Source organism: Streptomyces sp. Isolate_45 (genome assembly GCF_024721315.2).
Classification (GTDB): domain Bacteria; phylum Actinomycetota; class Actinomycetes; order Streptomycetales; family Streptomycetaceae; genus Streptomyces.
The window spans coordinates 29950-48321 of record NZ_JANFAK020000030.1 but is presented as its reverse complement, the minus strand read 5'-3'; the positions used below and the strand labels follow the sequence as shown (position 1 = coordinate 48321).

The window sequence follows — 18372 nt, the reverse complement described above, 5'->3', positions numbered from 1 at the left end:
TATGACCCGAATGGGCCGACGGGCGGGTGCGGGATCCGCCGGGGCGGGCGGGGCGGATTACCGGGCGTCACGCTGGGCACAACGGATGCAGGTTGACCTCGACGGACGCGTGCCCCGTTGCCGTGGGGTCGGAGCCGATTTATCGTTCCGGCACGATTCACAAACAAGATCACAGTATGTGAAAAGGGGCCGCGGCCATGGTGGCGAAGAAGACGGCGACGCAGGAGGTGGCTGCTGTGCCAGGCTCCACGCCTGCCGCCAAGCGGGCTGCTCCGGCCAAGAGGGCGACCGCGAAGAAGACCCCGGCCAAGAAGTCCCCGGCGGTGGAGCCCACCGCGGACGGGACCGGTCCGGCCCCGGCCGGGGAGGCTCCGGCGGAGTCGGCCACCAGAACGGCGAAGGCCACCACGGCCAGAACGGCGAAGGCCACCACGGCCAGGACGGCCAAGACGGCCGGGACGGCGCAGGCGGCCCGGTCCGTCGGGTCCCCGGCGGCGAAGCGCACCACGAGCAAGGCCACGGCCAAGGCGGCCGCGGCCGAGGGGGCGGCCCCGGCCGCGCAGAAGACGGGAGCTCGGAAAGTGGTTGCCAAGAAGACTGCGGGAACGGCCAGGAAGACGGCCACTGCCGCCACCAGCGGGCTCCCCAAGGCGCACGCCACCGCGCCCCTCGCGCCCGGGGAGCTCGCCGTACGCCCCGGTGAGGACCCCTGGACGACCGAGGAGGTCGAGGAGGCCCGTACGGAGCTGCTCTCGGAGGTGCTGCGGCTGCGGGCCGAGCTGGAGGCCTCCGAGGTGGCGATCACGGGCCTGATGCGGGACTCGGGCGACGGCGCGGGCGACGACCAGGCGGACACCGGCACCAAGAACATCACCCGGGAGTCCGAGCTCGCCCTCGCGGCGAACGCCAGCTCGATGCTGGAGCAGACCGAGCGGGCCCTGGAACGCCTGGAGGCGGGCACCTACGGGCTCTGCGAGAACTGCGGGCAGCCGATCGGCAAGGCGCGGATGCAGGCCTTCCCGCGGGCCACGCTGTGCGTGGACTGCAAGCAGAAGCAGGAGCGGCGGCACTAGGGGTTGTCGTCGGACCCGGGGCGTCGTCGGCCTCCTTCACGTTCCGGGCCGTCGCGGCGGGGTCCCGGCCGGATCCCGGGCGGCCCGCCGGCGCGCGAGGAGGCCCGGGCCGGGGCGCCCGCGCACACCCTGACGTACTCTCGTGTACCAGTCAGGGTCCAGGCATCCGGCGCCGTGCGCCGGCCACCTGGTTCGCGCTAGTTCGAGGGACTCACGTGGCAGAGGCGGAGCGCATCATCGGTACGCCGCAGATCGGGGACGGCGCCGAGCCGCAGGCGGAGCCGGACGCGCCCAAGGGGCACCGGCGGATCGTCGCGCTGCTCGTCGTGGCGCTGCTTGCGTACCTGCTCGACCTCGGCAGCAAGATGCTCGTCGTGGCGAAGCTGGAGCACCAGCCGCCGATCGAGATCATCGGCGACGTGCTGAGGTTCGAGGCGGTCCGCAACCCCGGAGCGGCCTTCGGCTTCGGCGAGGCCTTCACGATCATCTTCACCTGCATCGCGGCGGGCGTGATCGTCGTGATCGTGCGGCTGGCGCGCAAGCTCTACAGCCTGCCGTGGGCGATCGCGCTGGGCCTGCTGCTGGGCGGCGCGCTGGGCAACCTCACCGACCGGATCTTCCGCTCGCCGGGCGTGTTCCGCGGCGCGGTCGTCGACTTCATCGCCCCCACGCACTTCGCCGTCTTCAACCTCGCCGACTCGGCGATCGTGTGCGGCGGCATCCTGATCGTCCTGCTCTCGTTCAAGGGTCTGGACCCGGACGGCACCGTCCACAAGGACTGATCGCGGGGCGCTCGCGGGAATCGCCGTCTGTCGAGTCCTGCATACTCGACAGGTGAGTACGATTCCCGAGATCCGCACCCTGCCCGTTCCCGATGGCCTCGAAGGCGAGCGCGTGGACGCCGCCATCGCCCGTATGTTCGGTTTTTCCCGGACGAAGGCGGCCGAACTGGCGTCCGAGGGGAAGGTGTCGGTCGACGGCAGCGTCGTCGGGAAGTCCGAACGCGTGCACGGTGGCGCCTGGCTCGAAGTCGAGATGCCCGCACCGCCGCGTCCGGTCGAGCTCGTCGCCGAGCCGGTCCCCGGCATGGAGATCGTCCACGACGACGACGACATCGTGGTCATCATGAAGCCGGTGGGCGTCGCCGCCCACCCGAGCCCCGGCTGGACGGGCACCACCGTCATCGGCGGCCTCGCCGCCGCCGGCTACCGGATCTCCACCTCCGGCGCCGCCGAGCGCCAGGGCATCGTGCACCGCCTCGACGTCGGCACCTCCGGCCTGATGGCCGTGGCCAAGTCCGAGCGCGCGTACACGTCACTCAAGAACCAGTTCCGCGAGCGCGTCGTGGACAAGCGCTACCACGCACTGGTGCAGGGACACCCGGACCCGATGAGCGGCACGATCGACGCCCCCATCGGCCGCCACCCGAACGCCGACTACAAGTGGGCCGTGACGCAGGAGGGCAAGCCCTCCGTCACCCACTACGACCTGATCGAGGCCTTCCGCGCGGCCTCGCTGCTGGACATCAAGCTGGAGACCGGGCGCACGCACCAGATCCGCGTGCACATGTCCGCGCACCGTCACCCCTGCGTCGGCGACCTGACCTACGGCGCCGACCCGACCGTCGCCAAGCGGCTGGGGTTGACCCGGCAGTGGCTGCACGCGGTGCGCCTCGGCTTCGAGCACCCCTCCGACGGCCAGTGGGTGGAGTTCGAGAGCGGTTACCCGGCGGACCTCCGGCACGCGCTGGACGTGATCCGGGCAGAGAGCCAGTGACGGCTCCCGCCGTCACCGTCCGGGTCGCGTCCTCGGACGCCGACCTGGCCGCCTGCTACGCCGTGCGGACCGAGGTGTTCGTGGTCGAGCAGTCCGTGCCCGAGTCCATCGAGTACGACGCCTACGACGCGGTCGCCCTGCACGTGCTGGCCACCGGCCCGGACGGCGAGCCGCTCGGCACCGGCCGGTTGCTGTACGGGCCCGAGGCCCTGGGCAAGACGGGCTCCCCCGAGGTCGGCTCCCTCGGACGGCTGGCCGTCACCAAGTCCGCGCGCGGGCTGGGCGTCGGGGTGGCCCTCGTCCGCGCGATCGAGGCGGAGGCGGCGCGGCTCGGGCTGGCCGCCGTCGAGCTGGGCGCGCAGACGCATGCGCTCGGCTTCTACGAGCGGCTCGGGTACGTGGCCTACGGGCCGGAGTTCCTCGACGCGGGCATCCCGCACCGCTCCATGCGCAGGGCCCTGGCCGGGCGGTGAGTCGGGGAGGGTGCCGCTGAGCCCCTGACCCCCCGGATCCCCCCGGGGCGGAGCCTCGGCTCGTGCCCCCTTTTTCGTGCGGCGCCGTTGCCGGGGGCGCTGCCCCCGGGACCCCCGCGCCTCAAACGCCGGCGGGGCTGGGATGGGGGTGGGCCGGGACGGTTCGGTGGCCTTTGCGGCCCGGGGCCCCCGCGCCTCAAACGCCGGCGGGGCTGGGATGGGGGTGGGCCGGAGGGGCGACACGGGTTGTGGCTGCTTCGGTGGGCGTGGTGGGCCGGCAGGGTGGGGGAGTGGATCAGCTCGCCCTGTTGTTCGTACTGCTGCTCGGAGCCGTCGTCACCGTTCCGCTCGGGGACCGGCTCGGGCTGCCCGCGCCGGTACTGATGACCCTCGGCGGGATCGTGCTGGCGCTGGTGCCGGCCGTGCCGAACGTGGACATCCCGCCGGACTACATCCTGCCGCTGGTGCTGCCGCCGCTGCTGTACGCCTCGGTGCAGCGGACCTCCTGGCGGCAGTTCGCCGCGAACGTCCGGCCGATCCTGCTGCTGGCCGTCGCCCTGGTGTTCGTGACCACCGCCGCCGTCGCCGCCGTGGCGAACGCCGTCGTCCCCGGCCTGCCGATCGCCGCCGCGGTCGCGCTCGGCGCGCTCGTCGCCCCGCCCGACCCGGTCGCGGCCACCGCGGTCGCCGGGTCGCTGGGGCTGCCGCGCCGGATGGTGTCCGTCCTGGAGGGCGAGGGGCTGTTCAACGACGTCACCGCGATCGTGCTCTACCACGTGGCCGTCGCCGCGGTGGTGAGCGGCAGCTTCTCCTGGCCCGAGGCCCTCGGTGAGTTCGTGCTGTCCGCCGTGGTCGCCGTGGCGGTCGGGCTGGCGCTCGGCTGGGCCACCCAGCGGCTCATGGGCCGGCTCGACGACGCCACGCTCCAGATCGGCCTGACGCTGCTGGTGCCCTTCGTCTCGTACGTCGTCGCGGAGGAGATGCAGGGCTCGGGCGTGCTGGCCGTGCTCACGACGGCGCTGTTCCTCGCCGAGTACGCCTCCGACGCCGATGACGTCCTGGGGCGCCTCGCGGGGCACACGTTCTGGGAAGTCGTCGACATGCTGGTCACCGGGGTGGCGTTCGGGCTGATCGGCCTGGAGCTGCACAACGTCTTCGGCGTCGCCAAGGGCCGCGCCTGGGAGATGGTGGGCTGGGCCGGCGTGGTGATCGCGGTCGTCGTCGGCGTACGGCTGCTCTGGCTGCTGCCGGCCGGCTGGCTGGCGCGGAAACTGCACCGGCGGCGCGACTACGACGAGGAGATCCCGGTCAGCTGGCGGGAGAGCGTCGTCATGTGGTGGGCCGGGATGCGAGGGGTGGCCTCCGTGGCCCTGGCCCTCGCCATTCCGTTGAAAACCGAGGCCGGCGAACCCTTCCCCGGACGCGACGAGATCGTCTTCATCGCCTTCGCGGTGATCATGGCGACCCTGGTCTGCCAGGGGCTGACCCTGCCCTGGCTGGTGCGGCGGCTGGGCGTGGAGGCGGACGTGGACGCCGAGCGGGAGACCGAACGGCAACTGGCGGTCCGCGCCGCGAAGGCCGCCAAGCGGCGCCTGAAGGAGATCGAGGAGGTCGAGGACCTGCCCGACGACCTGGTGGAGACGCTGTACCGGCGGGCCTACGACGTCGGGGCCAGGATCAGCCCCGACATGGTCGACGAGGAACGGCGCGAGGCCTACGCCCAGCGGGTGGAACGCATCCGGCACATCCAGCGGATCCAGCGGGAGATGATGTCCGCCGCCCGCCACGAGGTACTGGCCGCCCGCAGTGAACCCGGCTCCGACCCCGAGATCGTGGACCGCGTCCTGCGCCACCTGGACGTACGCAGCCTGCGCAGCCCATAGGGCGCCCGGCCGGCGCCGACTACGGGCGGGGGACGGCCTCCGACGTCGTGACGCGGGGGAGGGCGTAGGGGTGGTGCTCGGTCAGCCAGGTGATCATCCGCTCGCGCACCGCGCAGCGCACCGTCCAGATGTCGTCGGCGTCCTTCGCGGTGGCCACCGCGCGGACCTGGATGGTGTGCGGCGTGGTGTCGGTGACGACCAGGCCGCAGGAGCGGCCGTCCCATTCGGGCACGTCCTTGAGGATCTCCGTGAGCCGCTCGCGCATGAGGGCGACGGGCGCCGAGTGGTCCAGGTGCCAGAAGACGGTGCCGGTCATCTCCGCGCCGCCGCGCGACCAGTTCTCGTACGGCTTGCTGGTGAAGTACGAGACCGGCATCGTGATCCGGCGCTCGTCCCAGGTGCGGACCACCAGGAAGGTGAGGGTGATCTCCTCGACCTTGCCCCACTCCTTGTCCACGACCACGGTGTCCCCGATGCGGACCGTGTCGCCGAAGGCGATCTGCAGTCCGGCGAAGAGGTTGCCGAGGGCGGCCTGGGCGGCGATGCCCGCGACGATGCCGAGCACGCCGGCCGAGGCGAGCAGCGAGGCGCCGAGGGCGCGCATCGGGGGGAAGGTCAGCAGCATGGCGGCGAAGGCGACCACCACGACCACCGCCGTGACCACCCGCTGGATCAGCGTGACCTGGGTGCGGACCCGGCGGACCCGGGCGTCGTCCGGGGCGCCCGAGGCGTAGCGCGCGTACGAGGCGTCGACGATGGCCGTCGCGATGCCCACGAGCAGCCAGGCCGTCGAGGCGATCATCACCAGGGTCAGCGCGCGGCCCACACCCACGGTGTGGTCGGGCAGGACGCCGGCCTCCCGGTAGCTGCCGCGCAGCAGGGCCGTGCCCAGGACCAGCCGGAACGGCAGGCCGCAGCGGCGCAGCAGCCCCCACAGCGGGGTTTCCGGATGTCGGTCGTCCGCCTTGCGCAGCAGCAGGTCGAGCACCCACCCGGCGAGCAGGGCGAGCGCCAGGGCGAGGCCGATGACGAGGAGGGGACGCAGGACGTTCTCCATATCCATGCCGGAGAACCTAACCGGGGAACCCACCGGGAAACTGGCACGATGGGAGACATGAACATCATGCTCTTCCATTCGACGTACGGGCTGAGGCCCGCGGTGCACGCGGCGGCCGACCGGCTGCGGGCGGCCGGACACCGGGTGGAGGTGCCCGACCTCTTCGAGGGCCGCACGTTCGCGACGGTCGAGGAAGGCATCGCCCACCAGGAGGAGATCGGCCGGGACGAGCTGCTCAAGCGGGCGGTGCTGGCCGCTGCGCCCCACTCCGACCAGGGCCTGGTCTACGCGGGCTTCTCCTTCGGCGGGTCCGTCGCCCAGCACCTGGCGCTGGCCGACGACAAGGCGCGCGGGCTGCTCCTCCTGCACGGTACGGCGGACCTGGCGGAGGACGCCTCGGCCGACGAGCTGCCGGTGCAGCTGCACATCGCCGACCCGGACCCCTTCGAGCCGCACGACTGGCTGACGGCCTGGTACCTGCGGATGCGGCGGGCCGGCGCGGACGTGGAGGTGCACACCTATCCCGGCGCCGGGCACCTGTTCACGGATCCGGACCTCGACGACTACGACGCCGAGGCGGCCGAGGAGGCCTGGAAGGTGTCGCTGGGGTTCCTCGACACGCTGTAGGCGACCCGCGCCCCCGGCGGCGCGATGCCGCGATGCCGGGGTGACGCGGTGACGCGGTGACGCGGGGCACGGTCCGGCGCTCTCCGGTCCGTGCCCCGCGCCCGTCGTCGCCGGGGAGGCGGTGGGTCAGCCCGCCCGGTAGGCGGTCCAACTGCTCGTCATACGAGCCACCTGGCCGCCGGTGAACTGGTACATGCAGGAGTCGTACGTGTAGTCCATGAAGTTGCGGATCGGGTCGACGCCCGGCTTGTTCGCGCAGCTGTCACGGCCGGTCGGGCACTCGTACGCGGCGGTCTTCTCGGCCGGGGTGTCGGAGACGTAGTCGCCGTTGCCGCTGCAGCCGCCCTGGAAGGTGTGGTACAGACCCAGCCAGTGGCCGACCTCGTGGGTGGCGGTGTCGCCCTCGTTGTAGTTGGCGGAGGAGCCGCCGGGCAGCGAGCTGTCGAGCACGACCACGCCGTCCATCTTGGGGCTGGAGGCGTAGGAGGTCGGGAAGGTCGCCCAGCCGAGCAGGCCGCCCGACAGGTTGGCGGTGTAGAAGTTGAGCGCGCCCGGGCCGCCCTTGCGCAGGGTGTTCTTCATGTTCTTCTCGGCGGTGGAGCCGGAAGCCAGGTTGTACCAGCTGCTGTTGTCCGTGTAGTCGGTCGAGGCCAGGGTGAACTGGAAGTTGGAGTTCACGTTGCCGGTGCCCTGGCCGCCGTAGGCCGCGTTCAGGACCGCCAGCTGCTTGCCGATGTCCGTGGCCGTCAGCTTTCCGGTGGTGCCGGAGTGGATGACGTGGAAGTACACGGGAACGTTCGTGACGGCCTCGGCGGCGCGCAGGCTGCGCTGAGGCTGGTTCTTGAGGGCCTTGTCGAGCTTCGACTTGAGGTCGGCGTCCATGGCCTGCGCCTGGCCGTCGGTGACCTCGTTGGGCTCGGCCGCGTGCTCGTCGTGGGGGCGGGCGACGCGGGCGTTGGCGGGCGCCCCGGTCGTACCTTCCTCGGCGCACACCTCGGCTGGGGTCTTGGCGGCGGCGAGCGTGGTGGGCGTGGCGAGCGGGGTGAAGGCCAGGGTTCCGGCCAGGACCGCCGTGGTCATCAGGCGACGGCGGAGAAGGGGGGATATGCGGGCAGAAGCGCGCACGTGTGCTCCTCGCGGTGGGGGGTGTTGGCCGGAGGATCTCTCCGACTGGCGCGAAGCTTATGTGTGCATGACATATTCAGGTCAAGATCCCGACGTAAAAGATTTGTTGCTTCTGATGCCGAAGGGGCGCTTGGGATGAACCAAGCGCCCCTTTTGGCAATAAGATTGACGGTTCGTCAGTGGCTGGGCTGGTACACCCGCTCCACCTTCTGCGTGCCGTTCGGCGTGCGGTACGAGCGGGCCCAGGCGGAGGTCGCGTCCTGTCGGCGCTTGTCGGAGACCACGTAGTAGTCCATCTGCGAACGCTCGGCCGTGACGTCCAGGACCCCGTAGCCGTGGGAGTCCATGTCCAGCCACTTCACGTGCCAGTTCGCGGCCTTGATGGCCGATTCGGCGACCAGCGAGGCCGTGTCCGCCGGCACGTGGAGGATGTCGTCCACGTTGTCGGAGGTCACCGAGGTCACCACGAACTCGGTCGCCGCGCTGCCCGAGCCCGGGTACGTCGCCTTGTGCGCCGGGACCTCGTTCGCCCACGCCATGTGGATGTCGCCGGTCAGGAACACGGTGTTCTTGATGTTCCGGTCCTTCAAGTGGTTCAGGAGTTCCTTGCGGTCGTCCGTGTAGCCGTCCCACTGGTCCACGTTGGCGGCGATGCCGCCCTCGGGCAGGCCGAGCAGCTTCGTGAGCGGCTGCAGCAGGTGCGCGGGCAGCGCCCCGAAGGCCACCGGCGAGATCATCACCGAGGTGCCGACCAGTTTCCAGGTCGCGTTCGAGCCCGCCAGCCCCTGCTTCAGCCAGTCCAACTGCGCCCGCCCGGTGAGCGTGCGCTCCGGGTCGTCCACCGACCCGGAGCCCACCTTGACCTGCTGCGAGCGGAAGGAGCGCAGGTCGAGTAGGTGCAGGTCGGCGAGGGTGCCGAAGCGCAGGCGTCGGTAGACGGTGCCGGCGACGGAGGCGCGTACGGGCATCCACTCGAAGTACGCCTGCTTGGCGGCGGCCGCGCGGGCCGCCCAGTCGCCCTCGGCTCCCGGGGTGTGGTTCTCGGCGCCGCCCGCCCACGCGTCGTTGGCGAACTCGTGGTCGTCCCAGATCGCGACGATCGCGTGGGCCGCGTGCAGCGCCTGGAGGTCGGCGTCGGTCTTGTACTTGCCGTGCCGGGTGCGGTAGTCCGCCAGGGTCACGATCTCGTGCCTCGGCTCGTGCGCGCGGACGGTGTACTTCGCCTCCGGGTAGCCGCCGCTCGGGTACTCGTAGATGTAGTCGCCCAGGTGCAGGATCGCGTCCAGGTCGGCGCGGGCGGCGAGGTGCCGGTACGCCGAGAAGTAGCCGGCCTCCCAGTTGGCGCAGGAGACCACGCCGAAGCGCACCCCCGCCGTCGTGGTGTCGACGGCCGGAGCGGTCAGGGTGCGGCCGACGGGGGAGAGGCCGGCGCCGGCGGTGAACCGGTACCAGTACGGGGTGTGGGGGCGCAGTCCGCGCACGTCGACCTTGACCGTGTGGTCGGAGGCGGCGGTCGCGGTGACGGTGCCGGCGGCCACGACGCGGGAGAAGGCCTTGTCCTCGGCCACCTCCCAGCCCACGGCCGTGGCCGGGCCGAGTCCGGAGCCGGGCACGGCCTCCGGGGTCGGGGTGACCCGGGTCCACAGCAGGACCCCGTCGGGGAGCGGGTCGCCGGAGGCGACGCCGTGCGGGAAGGTGGGCGCGGTCCCCGCCGCGTGGGCGGCCGGGGCTCCCAGGGCGGTGATCGGCGCGAGTGCGGCGGTGGCCGCGGCGGCCAGGACGACCGTACGGCGGCGCGGGTGGGCCGGGCGCTCGGCGGAGCCGGCGGAAGGGATGAGATGACTGGTCACGGACAAGGATATTACTGATCGGTACACGTCCGGGAACAGTCATTGAACGGCAACGGGCGGGCGAACTCCAGGAGTTCGCCCGCCCGTGTGCGGTGGTGTGACGGCGGATCAGCCGGCGAGGGCCTTGTCGAGGGCCGCCGTGAACGCCTCGGCGGTCTGCGGGGTCTCGATCTTCTTCCCGTCCATCTTCAGCGTCGGGGTGCCCTTGACGTCGGAGTTGTTGAAGACCTTCGACATCTCCAGCGCCCACCGGTCGTACGTACCGTCCTCGACGGCCTTCTTGAACTCGGCGTTGCCCTTGAGCGCGGGCACCGTGTCCGCGACCTTGAGCAGGTAGTCGTCCTTGGCGAAGCTGTCGACGGTCTCCTCCGGGTGCAGCTCCTTCGAGTAGAGCGCGCCCTTGTAGTCGAGGAAGGCCTGCGGGCTGACGTTCAGCGCGGCGCCGAGCGCGCTCAGCGCGTTCTTCGAGCCCTCGCCCTTGACCGCGTTGTCGATGAAGGTGGCGCCGAAGTACTGCAACTTGTACTTGCCGGCGTCGACGTCCTTCTTGACCTGCTCGCCGACCGCCTGCTCGAAGGAGGCGCACGCCGGGCAGCGCGAGTCCTCGTACAGCTCCAGGGTCTTCTTCGCCTCGGCCTTGCCGATGACGACCGTGGTGCCGTCCTCGCCCGTGGTGTTCTTCGGCTTCACCAGGGCGGCGTCGGCCGCCTTGTCCCAGTAGCCGGGCTGGTTGGCCTGCACGACCGCGTAGCCGACGCCACCGGCCAGCGCGAGGACACCGACGACCGCTCCGGCCACGACCAGCTGCCGGCGCGCCCGGTCCTTCTTGGCCTGCTTCTCGCGCTCGATCCGCAGCTTCTCGCGGGCCGCCGCCTTGTTCGCCTGGCTGTTGCGTGAACTCATGATGATCTCCGTGGGATGTGCGAGTGGATGGGGAACCGCCGTACGTACGTCAGACGCTCGTGAGCGCCGCGCGTACGGGAGGTCCCCGCCGTCCCACGGAATGCGCGGGGAACCGGGTACGGCTCCCCGCGCGGGCGAGCAGCGGGCGCAGCGCCCGCCCGGCCGTCCCGACGGCCACCGAGCCCGCGGCCACCGCCAGCAGCAGCGGCCGGAACGCGAAGGCGGCGACGGCCCGCAGCAGCCGGGCCAGGGACCGCTCGCCGCCCCGCAGCCAGGCCGCGGCCAGCAGTCCGACGGTGACGTGGGCGCCCAGCAGCAGCCAGGGCGTCCACGGCCCGGGCGCGGCCAGCAGCGCCGCGGGGTCGGAGGCGGGTCCGGAGACCTCGGCCAGCGGACCGCCCACCGGGGTCCCGCCGCACAGCTCGTCCAGGCCCATCGCGCGCAGCGGGCCGGAGACCGGACCGCCCGCCGGGCCGTAGCAGAGGTGCTGCCCGGCGGTGAAGACGGTGTCGGCCGCCAGCTCCAGCGGCACCAGCAGGGCGGCGATCGGACCGAAGCCCCGTTCCCGGCCCGCCAGCGCGAAGGCGATGACGAACACGCCGACGAAGGCCCCGGCCACCAGGGCGGGCGGCAGCGGCACCCGGGACATCAGCACGTGGGACCCCGCCGAGAGCAGCACGACGAGCGCGCTGAACAGCGCGGCCCGCAGCCCTCGGAGTCCCGTCCCTGATACGTCCATCGTCGCGAGTGTGCCATGACTCCCTGTGAACCCGGGCCCTGGGGCCCGGGCCCCGTGGGGACCTACGACGTGATCCGGCCGTTGCGGAACAGGTCCACGAAGATCTGGTGGTCGGCGCGCGCCCGGGCCCCGTAGGCGTGGGCGAAGTCGACCAGCAGCCGGGTGAAGCCCTCCTCGTCGGCCGCGATGGCCGCGTCGATGGCGCGCTCGGTGGAGAACGGGACCAGGGACTGGCCGCTCTCCGCCTCGTCGGCCGCCGCGTGCATGGTGGCCGTGGCCCGGCCGAGGTCGGCGACCACCGCCGCGATCTCCTCCGGGTCGTCCAGGTCGGACCAGTCCAGATCCACCGCGTACGGGGAGACCTCCGCCACCAGCTGCCCGGCGCCGTCCAGCTCGGTCCAGCCGAGCCACGGGTCGGCGTGCGCCTGGAGGGCCCGCTGGGAGATCACCGTGCGGTGCCCCTCGTGCAGGAAGTACTCCCGGACCGCCCGGTCGGTGATGTGCCGGGACACGGCGGGGGTCTGCGCCTGCTTGAGGTAGATCACGACGTCGTTCTCCAGGGCGTCGCTGTGCCCCTCCAACAGGATGTTGTACGAGGGCAGGCCCGCCGAGCCGATGCCGACGCCCCGGCGACCCACCACGTCCTTGACCCGGTAGGAATCCGGCCGGACCAGGGACTCCTCCGGCAGTGTCTCCAGGTACCCGTCGAAGGCGGCCAGCACCTTGTAGCGGGTCGCCGCGTCCAGCTCGATCGCCCCGCCGCCCGACGTGAAGCGGCGCTCGTGGTCGCGGATCTCCGTCATCGAGTCCAGCAGGGAGAACCGGGTGCGCGAGCGGGCCGAGCGCAGCGCCGACAGCAGCGGTCCCTCGGCGCTGTCCAGGGTGAAGGAGGGGACCTCCTCGTCGTAAGGGGCCTCGCCCCGGACGGCCAGCCGGTGGATCCGCTCCCGGTAGGAGGTGGCGTAGGTCCTGACCAGCTCGCTGATCTGTTCGTCGCTGAGCGCCTTGGTGTAGCCGATCAGGGCGACGGAGGCGGCGAACCGCTTGAGGTCCCAGGTGAAGGGGCCGACGTACGCCTCGTCGAAGTCGTTCACGTTGAAGATCAGCCGACCTTCGGAGTCCATGTACGTGCCGAAGTTCTCGGCGTGCAGGTCGCCGTGGATCCACACCCGGCCCGTCCGCTCGTCGAGGAAGGGGCCGCCGTGCCGGTCCCGCTCCAGGTCGGCGTAGAACAGGCAGGCCGTGCCCCGGTAGAAGGCGAAGGCGGAGGCGGCCATCTTCCGGAACTTGACCTGGAAAGCGGCGGGGTCGGCGACGAGCAGCTCACCGAACGCGGTGTCGAAGACATCGAGTATCTGCTCGGCGCGCTGCTCGTCGGTCGTCTCGGGAACCGCCATGGCGGATGCCTCCTGGTGGTGCTGGTGGATCACGGTGCCCGTCGGATTCCGGACACCGTCCTTGGCTCTGCAACGGATGACCGTACCCGTCGGTGCCCGTGATCTGTCACCCGCCCGACGTAGACTTCGGGGCTGCCCCCCTCACTCCCGGCCGGAGGACTCCCACTGTGACCAAGCCGCCGTTCACGCACCTGCACGTCCACACCCAGTACTCCCTGCTGGACGGTGCCGCGCGGCTGAAGGACATGTTCAACGCGTGCAACGAGATGGGCATGACGCACATCGCGATGTCCGACCACGGGAACCTGCACGGGGCCTATGACTTCTTCCACACCGCCCAGAAGGCCGGGATCACGCCGATCATCGGCATCGAGGCGTACGTCGCCCCCGAGTCCCGCCGCAACAAGCGCCGCGTCCAGTGGGGCCAGCCGCACCAGAAGCGGGACGACGTCTCCGGTTCCGGTGGTTACACCCACAAGACGATCTGGGCGTCGAACGCCACCGGCCTGCACAACATCTTCCGGCTGTCCTCCGACGCGTACGCCGAGGGCTGGCTCACGAAGTGGCCGCGCATGGACAAGGAGACGATCTCCAAGTGGTCCGAGGGCCTGATCGCCTCCACCGGCTGCCCGTCCGGCGAGGTGCAGACGAGGCTGCGGCTCGGCCAGTTCGACGAGGCCGTGCAGGCCGCCTCCGACTACAAGGACATCTTCGGTGAGGGGCGCTACTTCCTGGAGCTGATGGACCACGGCATCGAGATCGAGCGCCGGGTCCGTGACGGGCTCCTGGAGATCGGCAAGAAGCTCGGCATCCCGCCGCTGGTGACGAACGACTCCCACTACACGTACGCGAGCGAGTCCGTCGCCCACGACGCCCTGCTCTGCATCCAGACCGGCAAGAACCTCTCCGACCCGGACCGCTTCCGCTTCGACGGCACCGGCTACTACCTGAAGTCCACCGACGAGATGTACGCCATCGACTCCTCGGACGCCTGGCAGGAGGGCTGCGCCAACACGCGGCTGGTCGCGGACCAGGTCGACACCGAGGGCATGTTCAAGTTCCGGAACCTGATGCCGAAGTTCGACATCCCGGAGGGCTACACCGAGGTCAGCTGGTTCCGTGAGGAAACCATGCGCGGCATGCACCGCCGCTACCCGGGAGGCATCCCGGAGGACCGGATGCAGCAGGCCGAGTACGAGATGGACACGATCATCTCGATGGGCTTCCCCGGCTACTTCCTCGTCGTCGCCGACTTCATCATGTGGGCCAAGAACCAGGGCATCGCGGTCGGCCCCGGCCGAGGCTCCGCGGCCGGCTCGATCGTCGCGTACGCCATGGGCATCACCGACCTCGACCCGCTCACCCACGGTCTGATCTTCGAGCGCTTCCTGAACCCCGAGCGCGTCTCCATGCCCGATGTCGACATCGACTTCGACGAGCGCAGGCGCGTCGAGGTGATCCGGTACGTGACCGACAAGTACGGCGCCGACAAGGTCGCCATGATCGGCACGTACGGCACCATCAAGGCCAAGAACGCGATCAAGGACTCCGCGCGCGTCCTCGGCTACCCGTACGCCATGGGCGACCGGCTCACCAAGGCCATGCCCGCCGACGTCCTCGGCAAGGGCATCCCGCTCTCCGGCATCCTCGACCCGACGCACCCCCGCTACGGCGAGGCCGGTGAGATCCGCGGGATGTACGAGAACGAGCCCGACGTGAAGAAGGTCATCGACACCGCCCGGGGTGTCGAGGGCCTGGTCCGCCAGATGGGCGTGCACGCCGCCGGCGTGATCATGTCCAGCGAGACGATCACCGACCACGTGCCCGTCTGGGTGCGGCACTCCGACGGCGTCACCATCACCCAGTGGGACTACCCGAGCTGCGAGTCGCTCGGCCTGCTGAAGATGGACTTCCTCGGCCTGCGCAACCTCACGATCATGGACGACGCCGTCAAGATGGTGAAGGCCAACAAGGGGATCGACATCGATCTCCTCGGCCTCCCGCTCGACGACCCCAAGACCTTCGAACTGCTCGGCCGCGGTGACACCCTCGGCGTCTTCCAGTTCGACGGCGGCCCCATGCGCTCCCTGCTGCGCCTGATGAAGCCCGACAACTTCGAGGACATCTCCGCCGTCTCGGCCCTGTACCGGCCGGGCCCGATGGGCATGAACTCGCACACGAACTACGCCCTGCGCAAGAACAAGCAGCAGGAGATCACCCCGATCCACCCGGACCTGGAGAAGCCCCTCGAAGAGGTGCTCGCGGTCACCTACGGCCTGATCGTCTACCAGGAGCAGGTCCAGAAGGCCGCCCAGATCATCGCCGGGTACTCGCTCGGCGAGGCCGACATCCTGCGCCGCGTGATGGGCAAGAAGAAGCCCGAGGAGCTGGCGAAGAACTTCACGATCTTCCAGGAGGGCGCCCGGAAGAACGGCTACAACGACAAGGCCATCCAGGCCCTGTGGGACGTCCTGGTCCCCTTCGCCGGCTACGCCTTCAACAAGGCCCACTCGGCCGCCTACGGCCTGGTCTCCTACTGGACCGCCTACCTCAAGGCCAACTTCCCCGCCGAGTACATGGCCGGCCTGCTCACCTCGGTCAAGGACGACAAGGACAAGTCCGCGATCTACCTGAACGAGTGCCGCCGTATGGGCATCAAGGTGCTCCCGCCGAACGTGAACGAGTCCGAGCCGAACTTCGCCGCCCAGGGCGACGACGTGATCCTGTTCGGGCTCACCGCCGTGCGCAACGTCGGCCAGAACGTCGTCGAGTCGATCATCAAGACCAGGAAGGCCAAGGGGAAGTTCTCCTCCTTCCCCGACTTCCTGGACAAGGTCGAGGCCGTCGTCTGCAACAAGCGGACCGTCGAATCGCTGATCAAGGCCGGCGCGTACGACGAGATGGGCCACACCCGCAAGGGCCTCGTCGCCCACCACGAACCGATGATCGACAACGTGGTGGCGGTCAAGCGCAAGGAGGCCGAGGGACAGTTCGACCTCTTCGGCGCAATGGGTGACGAGGGCGGCGCCGACGAGCCCGGCTTCGGGCTCGACGTGGAGTTCTCCGACGTCGAGTGGGAGAAGTCCTACCTGCTCGCCCAGGAGCGCGAGATGCTCGGCCTCTACGTCTCCGACCACCCGCTCTTCGGCCTGGAGCACGTCCTCTCCGACAAGACCGACGCCGGCATCTCCCAGCTGACCGGCGGGGAGCACTCCGACGGCGCGGTCGTCACCATCGGCGGCATCATCTCCGGCCTCCAGCGCAAGATGACCAAGCAGGGCAACGCCTGGGCCATCGCCACCGTCGAGGACCTGGCCGGCTCCATCGAATGCATGTTCTTCCCCGCGACCTACCAGCTCGTCTCCACCCAGTTGGTCGAGGACACGGTCGTCTTCGTCAAGGGCCGCCTGGACAAGCGCGAGGACGTCCCCCGCCTGGTCGCCATGGAGATGATGGTCCCCGACCTCACCTCGGCCGGCACCAACGCCCCCGTCGTCCTCACCATCCCCACCGTCAAGGTCACCCCGCCGATGGTCACCCGCCTCGGCGAGATCCTGCGCCACCACCGGGGCAACACCGAGGTGCGGATCAAGCTCCAGGGTCCGCGCAGCACCACCGTGCTGCGGCTCGACAAGCACCGCGTCCAGCCCGACCCGGCGCTCTTCGGCGACCTCAAGGTGCTGCTCGGACCGTCCTGCCTGGCCGGCTAGCGGTCGACGCGACGTACGGAGGGGCGCACCCGGAAGCCGGGTGCGCCCCTCCGTGTACGCGCGGGGGCCGTCAGTTGTGGCCGAACTTCTTTTCCTTGCGCTTGTGCGCCATGTCCATCGGGCTCGGCGACGGCGAGAGCGACTCGCCCTGCGGCTGACCCGAACTCTTGCCCGGATCCTGCGCCGAGGTGCGCTCCTGGGACTTCGCGGGCTGCTTCTGGTTCTTGTTCTTGGCCATGGAATGCCTCCGTGGGGGGTGTAGGGGCCAGGGCCGCCTTCACACTCACACAGCACCACAACCCGCGCATTTTGGATCATTACCGCGCGTGGTGACCGTGCCTTCCCCACCGCCCCGGGAGATCCGCCACGCCGATGATCGAGTTCCGGCCTTCAACGCCCGCGCGGTCGGGCAGACTCGGGGAATCCCAATCGAGGACCCCCAGGGAAGAGGGTGGAACGCGTGGACCGCTGCGTCGTCCTGGTGGACGCCGGCTACCTGCTCGGCGCCGCCGCGAGCCTCCTCGCGGGGGAACCCTCCCGCTCCCGCATCACCGTCGACCACGCCGCCCTCATCCAGGGCCTGCGCGAGCGGGCCGAGGCCGACACAGAACAGCCCCTGCTGCGGATCTACTGGTTCGACGGCGCGCCCGATCGGGTGCCCCAACCCGAACACCGCCGGCTGCGCGTCATGCCCCGCGTCACCGTCCGGCTCGGGGCCCTGACCCGCAGCGACGGACGCTGGGCGCAGAAGGGCGTCGATGCGGCCATGCACGCCGAGCTCACCGAACTGGCCCGCAACCGGGCCTGCTCCGACGTGGTGCTCGTGACCGGCGACGGCGACCTGCTGCCCGGGTTGATGTCCGCCAAGGAACACGGGGTCGCCGTCCACCTCTGGGCCGTCCAGGCCGCCGACGGGGACTACAACCAGTCCGAGGACCTCGTCGCCGAGGCCGACGAACGCCGCGTCCTCGACCGCGCCTGGATCACCCGCGCCGTCCGCGCCCGTGACCTCACCGGACTGTGCGCCCCCGCGCCGGCCCCGCGCCCCGAGATCGCCGCGATCCTCTCCGCGCCCCTGCCCGAGGCGGCCCTCGCCGAAGCCGCCCGCAACGGCTCCCCGCCCGCCCCGGCGCCCCCCGACGGGGCCTCCGTACCGGCCCCCGCCAACGAGGGCGCCAAGACCGTCCCCACCCCCAAGGACCTCGCCTCGCTGCGCGCCCCCGGCCAGGCCCAGGGACCCGCCGGACACCCCGGGCAGGGCGCCCCGGCACCCGCCGGGAGCGCCCTGCGCTGGTCCTCCGACAAGGGCTGGATCGACCGGGCCGGCCCCCTCGGCGAGCCCGCCGAGACCGCCTCCCTGCCCACCCTCGCCCAGCTCACCAGCGCCGAACAGCGCTGGGCGGACCGCGAGGAGGACATCACCACCGTCGGCGGCGACCCCTTCGAGGTGGGCCAGGTCTTCGCCCGCCGCTGGATGGAACGCCTCCCCGAAACCGTCCACCTGCAGAAGCTCGCCACCATGTACCCGCGCGTCCCGCACCGCATCGACGGGGAGCTGCTGCGCTACGCCGCCCGTTTCGGGCTGCTCGCGCACAAGGACGACCAGATCGACGAACACGACCGGTACGCCATCCGGGCCGGCTTCTGGCGGGAGATCGACGTCCGGGCCGCGGCTGAGCACGTGAGCGGCGCCCATGGCGCCGCGAGCGCCCCGCTGCCCGCGAGCCCGAGCACCCCGGCGGCCGACCAGGGGTGAAAG

The 18372-nt window shown here is 71.0% G+C and carries 16 protein-coding genes; 8 read left to right on the top strand and 8 right to left on the bottom strand.

Annotation, left to right across the window (positions count from 1 at the left end):
- Positions 1 to 169 precede the first annotated feature (169 nt).
- A complete protein-coding gene (locus NOD94_RS12860) occupies positions 170 to 592 on the bottom strand; it encodes a hypothetical protein (RefSeq protein WP_281205997.1) in 423 nt (140 codons plus the stop codon).
- Here NOD94_RS12860 and NOD94_RS12855 point away from each other — a divergent pair.
- The 5 genes from NOD94_RS12855 to NOD94_RS12835 all read left to right on the top strand — a co-directional run bounded on the left by NOD94_RS12855 (position 582) and on the right by NOD94_RS12835 (position 5205).
- A complete protein-coding gene (locus NOD94_RS12855; protein WP_281205996.1) occupies positions 582 to 1073 on the top strand; it encodes a TraR/DksA C4-type zinc finger protein in 492 nt (163 codons plus the stop codon). The two genes, NOD94_RS12860 and NOD94_RS12855, sit on opposite strands and share 11 nt — an antisense overlap.
- Before the next feature lie 215 nt (positions 1074 to 1288).
- Positions 1289 to 1855, top strand: a complete 567-nt coding sequence (gene lspA, locus NOD94_RS12850; RefSeq protein WP_281205995.1) for a signal peptidase II — start codon at positions 1289 to 1291, stop codon at positions 1853 to 1855.
- A 52-nt stretch (positions 1856 to 1907) separates the two neighbouring features.
- A complete protein-coding gene (locus NOD94_RS12845; protein WP_281205993.1) occupies positions 1908 to 2849 on the top strand; it encodes an RluA family pseudouridine synthase in 942 nt (313 codons plus the stop codon).
- Positions 2846 to 3322, top strand: a complete 477-nt coding sequence (locus tag NOD94_RS12840; protein ID WP_281205992.1) for a GNAT family N-acetyltransferase — start codon at positions 2846 to 2848, stop codon at positions 3320 to 3322. Before NOD94_RS12845 ends, NOD94_RS12840 begins: the two co-directional genes overlap by 4 nt.
- 290 nt (positions 3323 to 3612) lie before the next feature.
- Entirely contained in the window at positions 3613 to 5205 is a 1593-nt protein-coding gene (locus NOD94_RS12835; RefSeq protein WP_281205991.1) for a Na+/H+ antiporter, read from the top strand.
- A 19-nt stretch (positions 5206 to 5224) separates the two neighbouring features.
- Here the strand turns inward: NOD94_RS12835 and NOD94_RS12830 are convergent, their stop codons facing one another.
- Entirely contained in the window at positions 5225 to 6262 is a 1038-nt protein-coding gene (locus NOD94_RS12830; RefSeq protein ID WP_281206014.1) for a mechanosensitive ion channel domain-containing protein, read from the bottom strand.
- A gap of 48 nt (positions 6263 to 6310) precedes the next feature.
- Here NOD94_RS12830 and NOD94_RS12825 point away from each other — a divergent pair, with 48 nt between their 5' ends.
- Positions 6311 to 6889 carry a dienelactone hydrolase family protein gene (locus NOD94_RS12825; protein WP_281205990.1) on the top strand — a complete coding sequence of 193 codons (579 nt, stop codon included), beginning with the start codon at positions 6311 to 6313 and terminating at the stop codon, positions 6887 to 6889.
- A gap of 126 nt (positions 6890 to 7015) precedes the next feature.
- Here the strand turns inward: NOD94_RS12825 and NOD94_RS12820 are convergent, their stop codons facing one another.
- From NOD94_RS12820 to NOD94_RS12800, 5 genes are all read right to left on the bottom strand, one after another.
- Positions 7016 to 7969 carry a zinc metalloprotease gene (locus NOD94_RS12820; protein WP_281205989.1) on the bottom strand — a complete coding sequence of 318 codons (954 nt, stop codon included), beginning with the start codon at positions 7967 to 7969 and terminating at the stop codon, positions 7016 to 7018.
- Between the two features lie 221 nt (positions 7970 to 8190).
- Positions 8191 to 9864, bottom strand: coding sequence for an alkaline phosphatase D family protein (locus NOD94_RS12815; RefSeq protein ID WP_281205988.1), 1674 nt, complete (start codon positions 9862 to 9864; stop codon positions 8191 to 8193).
- Between the two features lie 108 nt (positions 9865 to 9972).
- Positions 9973 to 10767 carry a DsbA family protein gene (locus NOD94_RS12810; RefSeq protein WP_281205987.1) on the bottom strand — a complete coding sequence of 265 codons (795 nt, stop codon included), beginning with the start codon at positions 10765 to 10767 and terminating at the stop codon, positions 9973 to 9975.
- 49 nt (positions 10768 to 10816) lie between these two features.
- Entirely contained in the window at positions 10817 to 11506 is a 690-nt protein-coding gene (locus NOD94_RS12805; RefSeq protein ID WP_281205986.1) for a hypothetical protein, read from the bottom strand.
- 62 nt (positions 11507 to 11568) lie between these two features.
- The gene (locus tag NOD94_RS12800) at positions 11569 to 12903 is read right to left on the bottom strand and encodes a DUF2252 domain-containing protein (RefSeq protein WP_281205985.1); all 1335 of its coding nucleotides are present in this window, start codon (positions 12901 to 12903) and stop codon (positions 11569 to 11571) included.
- Positions 12904 to 13070: 167 nt separating this feature from the next.
- Between NOD94_RS12800 and dnaE the strand changes: the two genes are divergently transcribed.
- Positions 13071 to 16613, top strand: coding sequence for a DNA polymerase III subunit alpha (gene dnaE, locus NOD94_RS12795; RefSeq protein ID WP_281205984.1), 3543 nt, complete (start codon positions 13071 to 13073; stop codon positions 16611 to 16613).
- Between the two features lie 70 nt (positions 16614 to 16683).
- Here dnaE and NOD94_RS12790 read toward each other — a convergent pair whose 3' ends face one another.
- On the bottom strand, positions 16684 to 16851 hold the full coding sequence (locus NOD94_RS12790) for a hypothetical protein (RefSeq protein ID WP_281205983.1): 168 nt from the start codon (positions 16849 to 16851) through the stop codon (positions 16684 to 16686).
- Positions 16852 to 17064: 213 nt separating this feature from the next.
- Here NOD94_RS12790 and NOD94_RS12785 point away from each other — a divergent pair, with 213 nt between their 5' ends.
- Positions 17065 to 18369 carry an NYN domain-containing protein gene (locus NOD94_RS12785; RefSeq protein ID WP_281205982.1) on the top strand — a complete coding sequence of 435 codons (1305 nt, stop codon included), beginning with the start codon at positions 17065 to 17067 and terminating at the stop codon, positions 18367 to 18369.
- Positions 18370 to 18372 lie beyond the last annotated feature (3 nt).

Excerpts from the sequence above, each read along its gene's own strand:
- NOD94_RS12830 (WP_281206014.1), bottom strand. The coding sequence starts at position 6,262 with ATGGAGAACGTCCTGCGTCCCCTCCTCGTCATCGGCCTCGCCCTGGCG.
- NOD94_RS12825 (WP_281205990.1), top strand. The coding sequence starts at position 6,311 with ATGGGAGACATGAACATCATGCTCTTCCATTCGACGTACGGGCTGAGG.
- NOD94_RS12820 (WP_281205989.1), bottom strand. The coding sequence starts at position 7,969 with ATGACCACGGCGGTCCTGGCCGGAACCCTGGCCTTCACCCCGCTCGCC.
- NOD94_RS12810 (WP_281205987.1), bottom strand. The coding sequence starts at position 10,767 with ATGAGTTCACGCAACAGCCAGGCGAACAAGGCGGCGGCCCGCGAGAAG.
- NOD94_RS12805 (WP_281205986.1), bottom strand. The coding sequence starts at position 11,506 with ATGGACGTATCAGGGACGGGACTCCGAGGGCTGCGGGCCGCGCTGTTC.
- NOD94_RS12800 (WP_281205985.1), bottom strand. The coding sequence starts at position 12,903 with ATGGCGGTTCCCGAGACGACCGACGAGCAGCGCGCCGAGCAGATACTC.
- NOD94_RS12790 (WP_281205983.1), bottom strand. The coding sequence starts at position 16,851 with ATGGCCAAGAACAAGAACCAGAAGCAGCCCGCGAAGTCCCAGGAGCGC.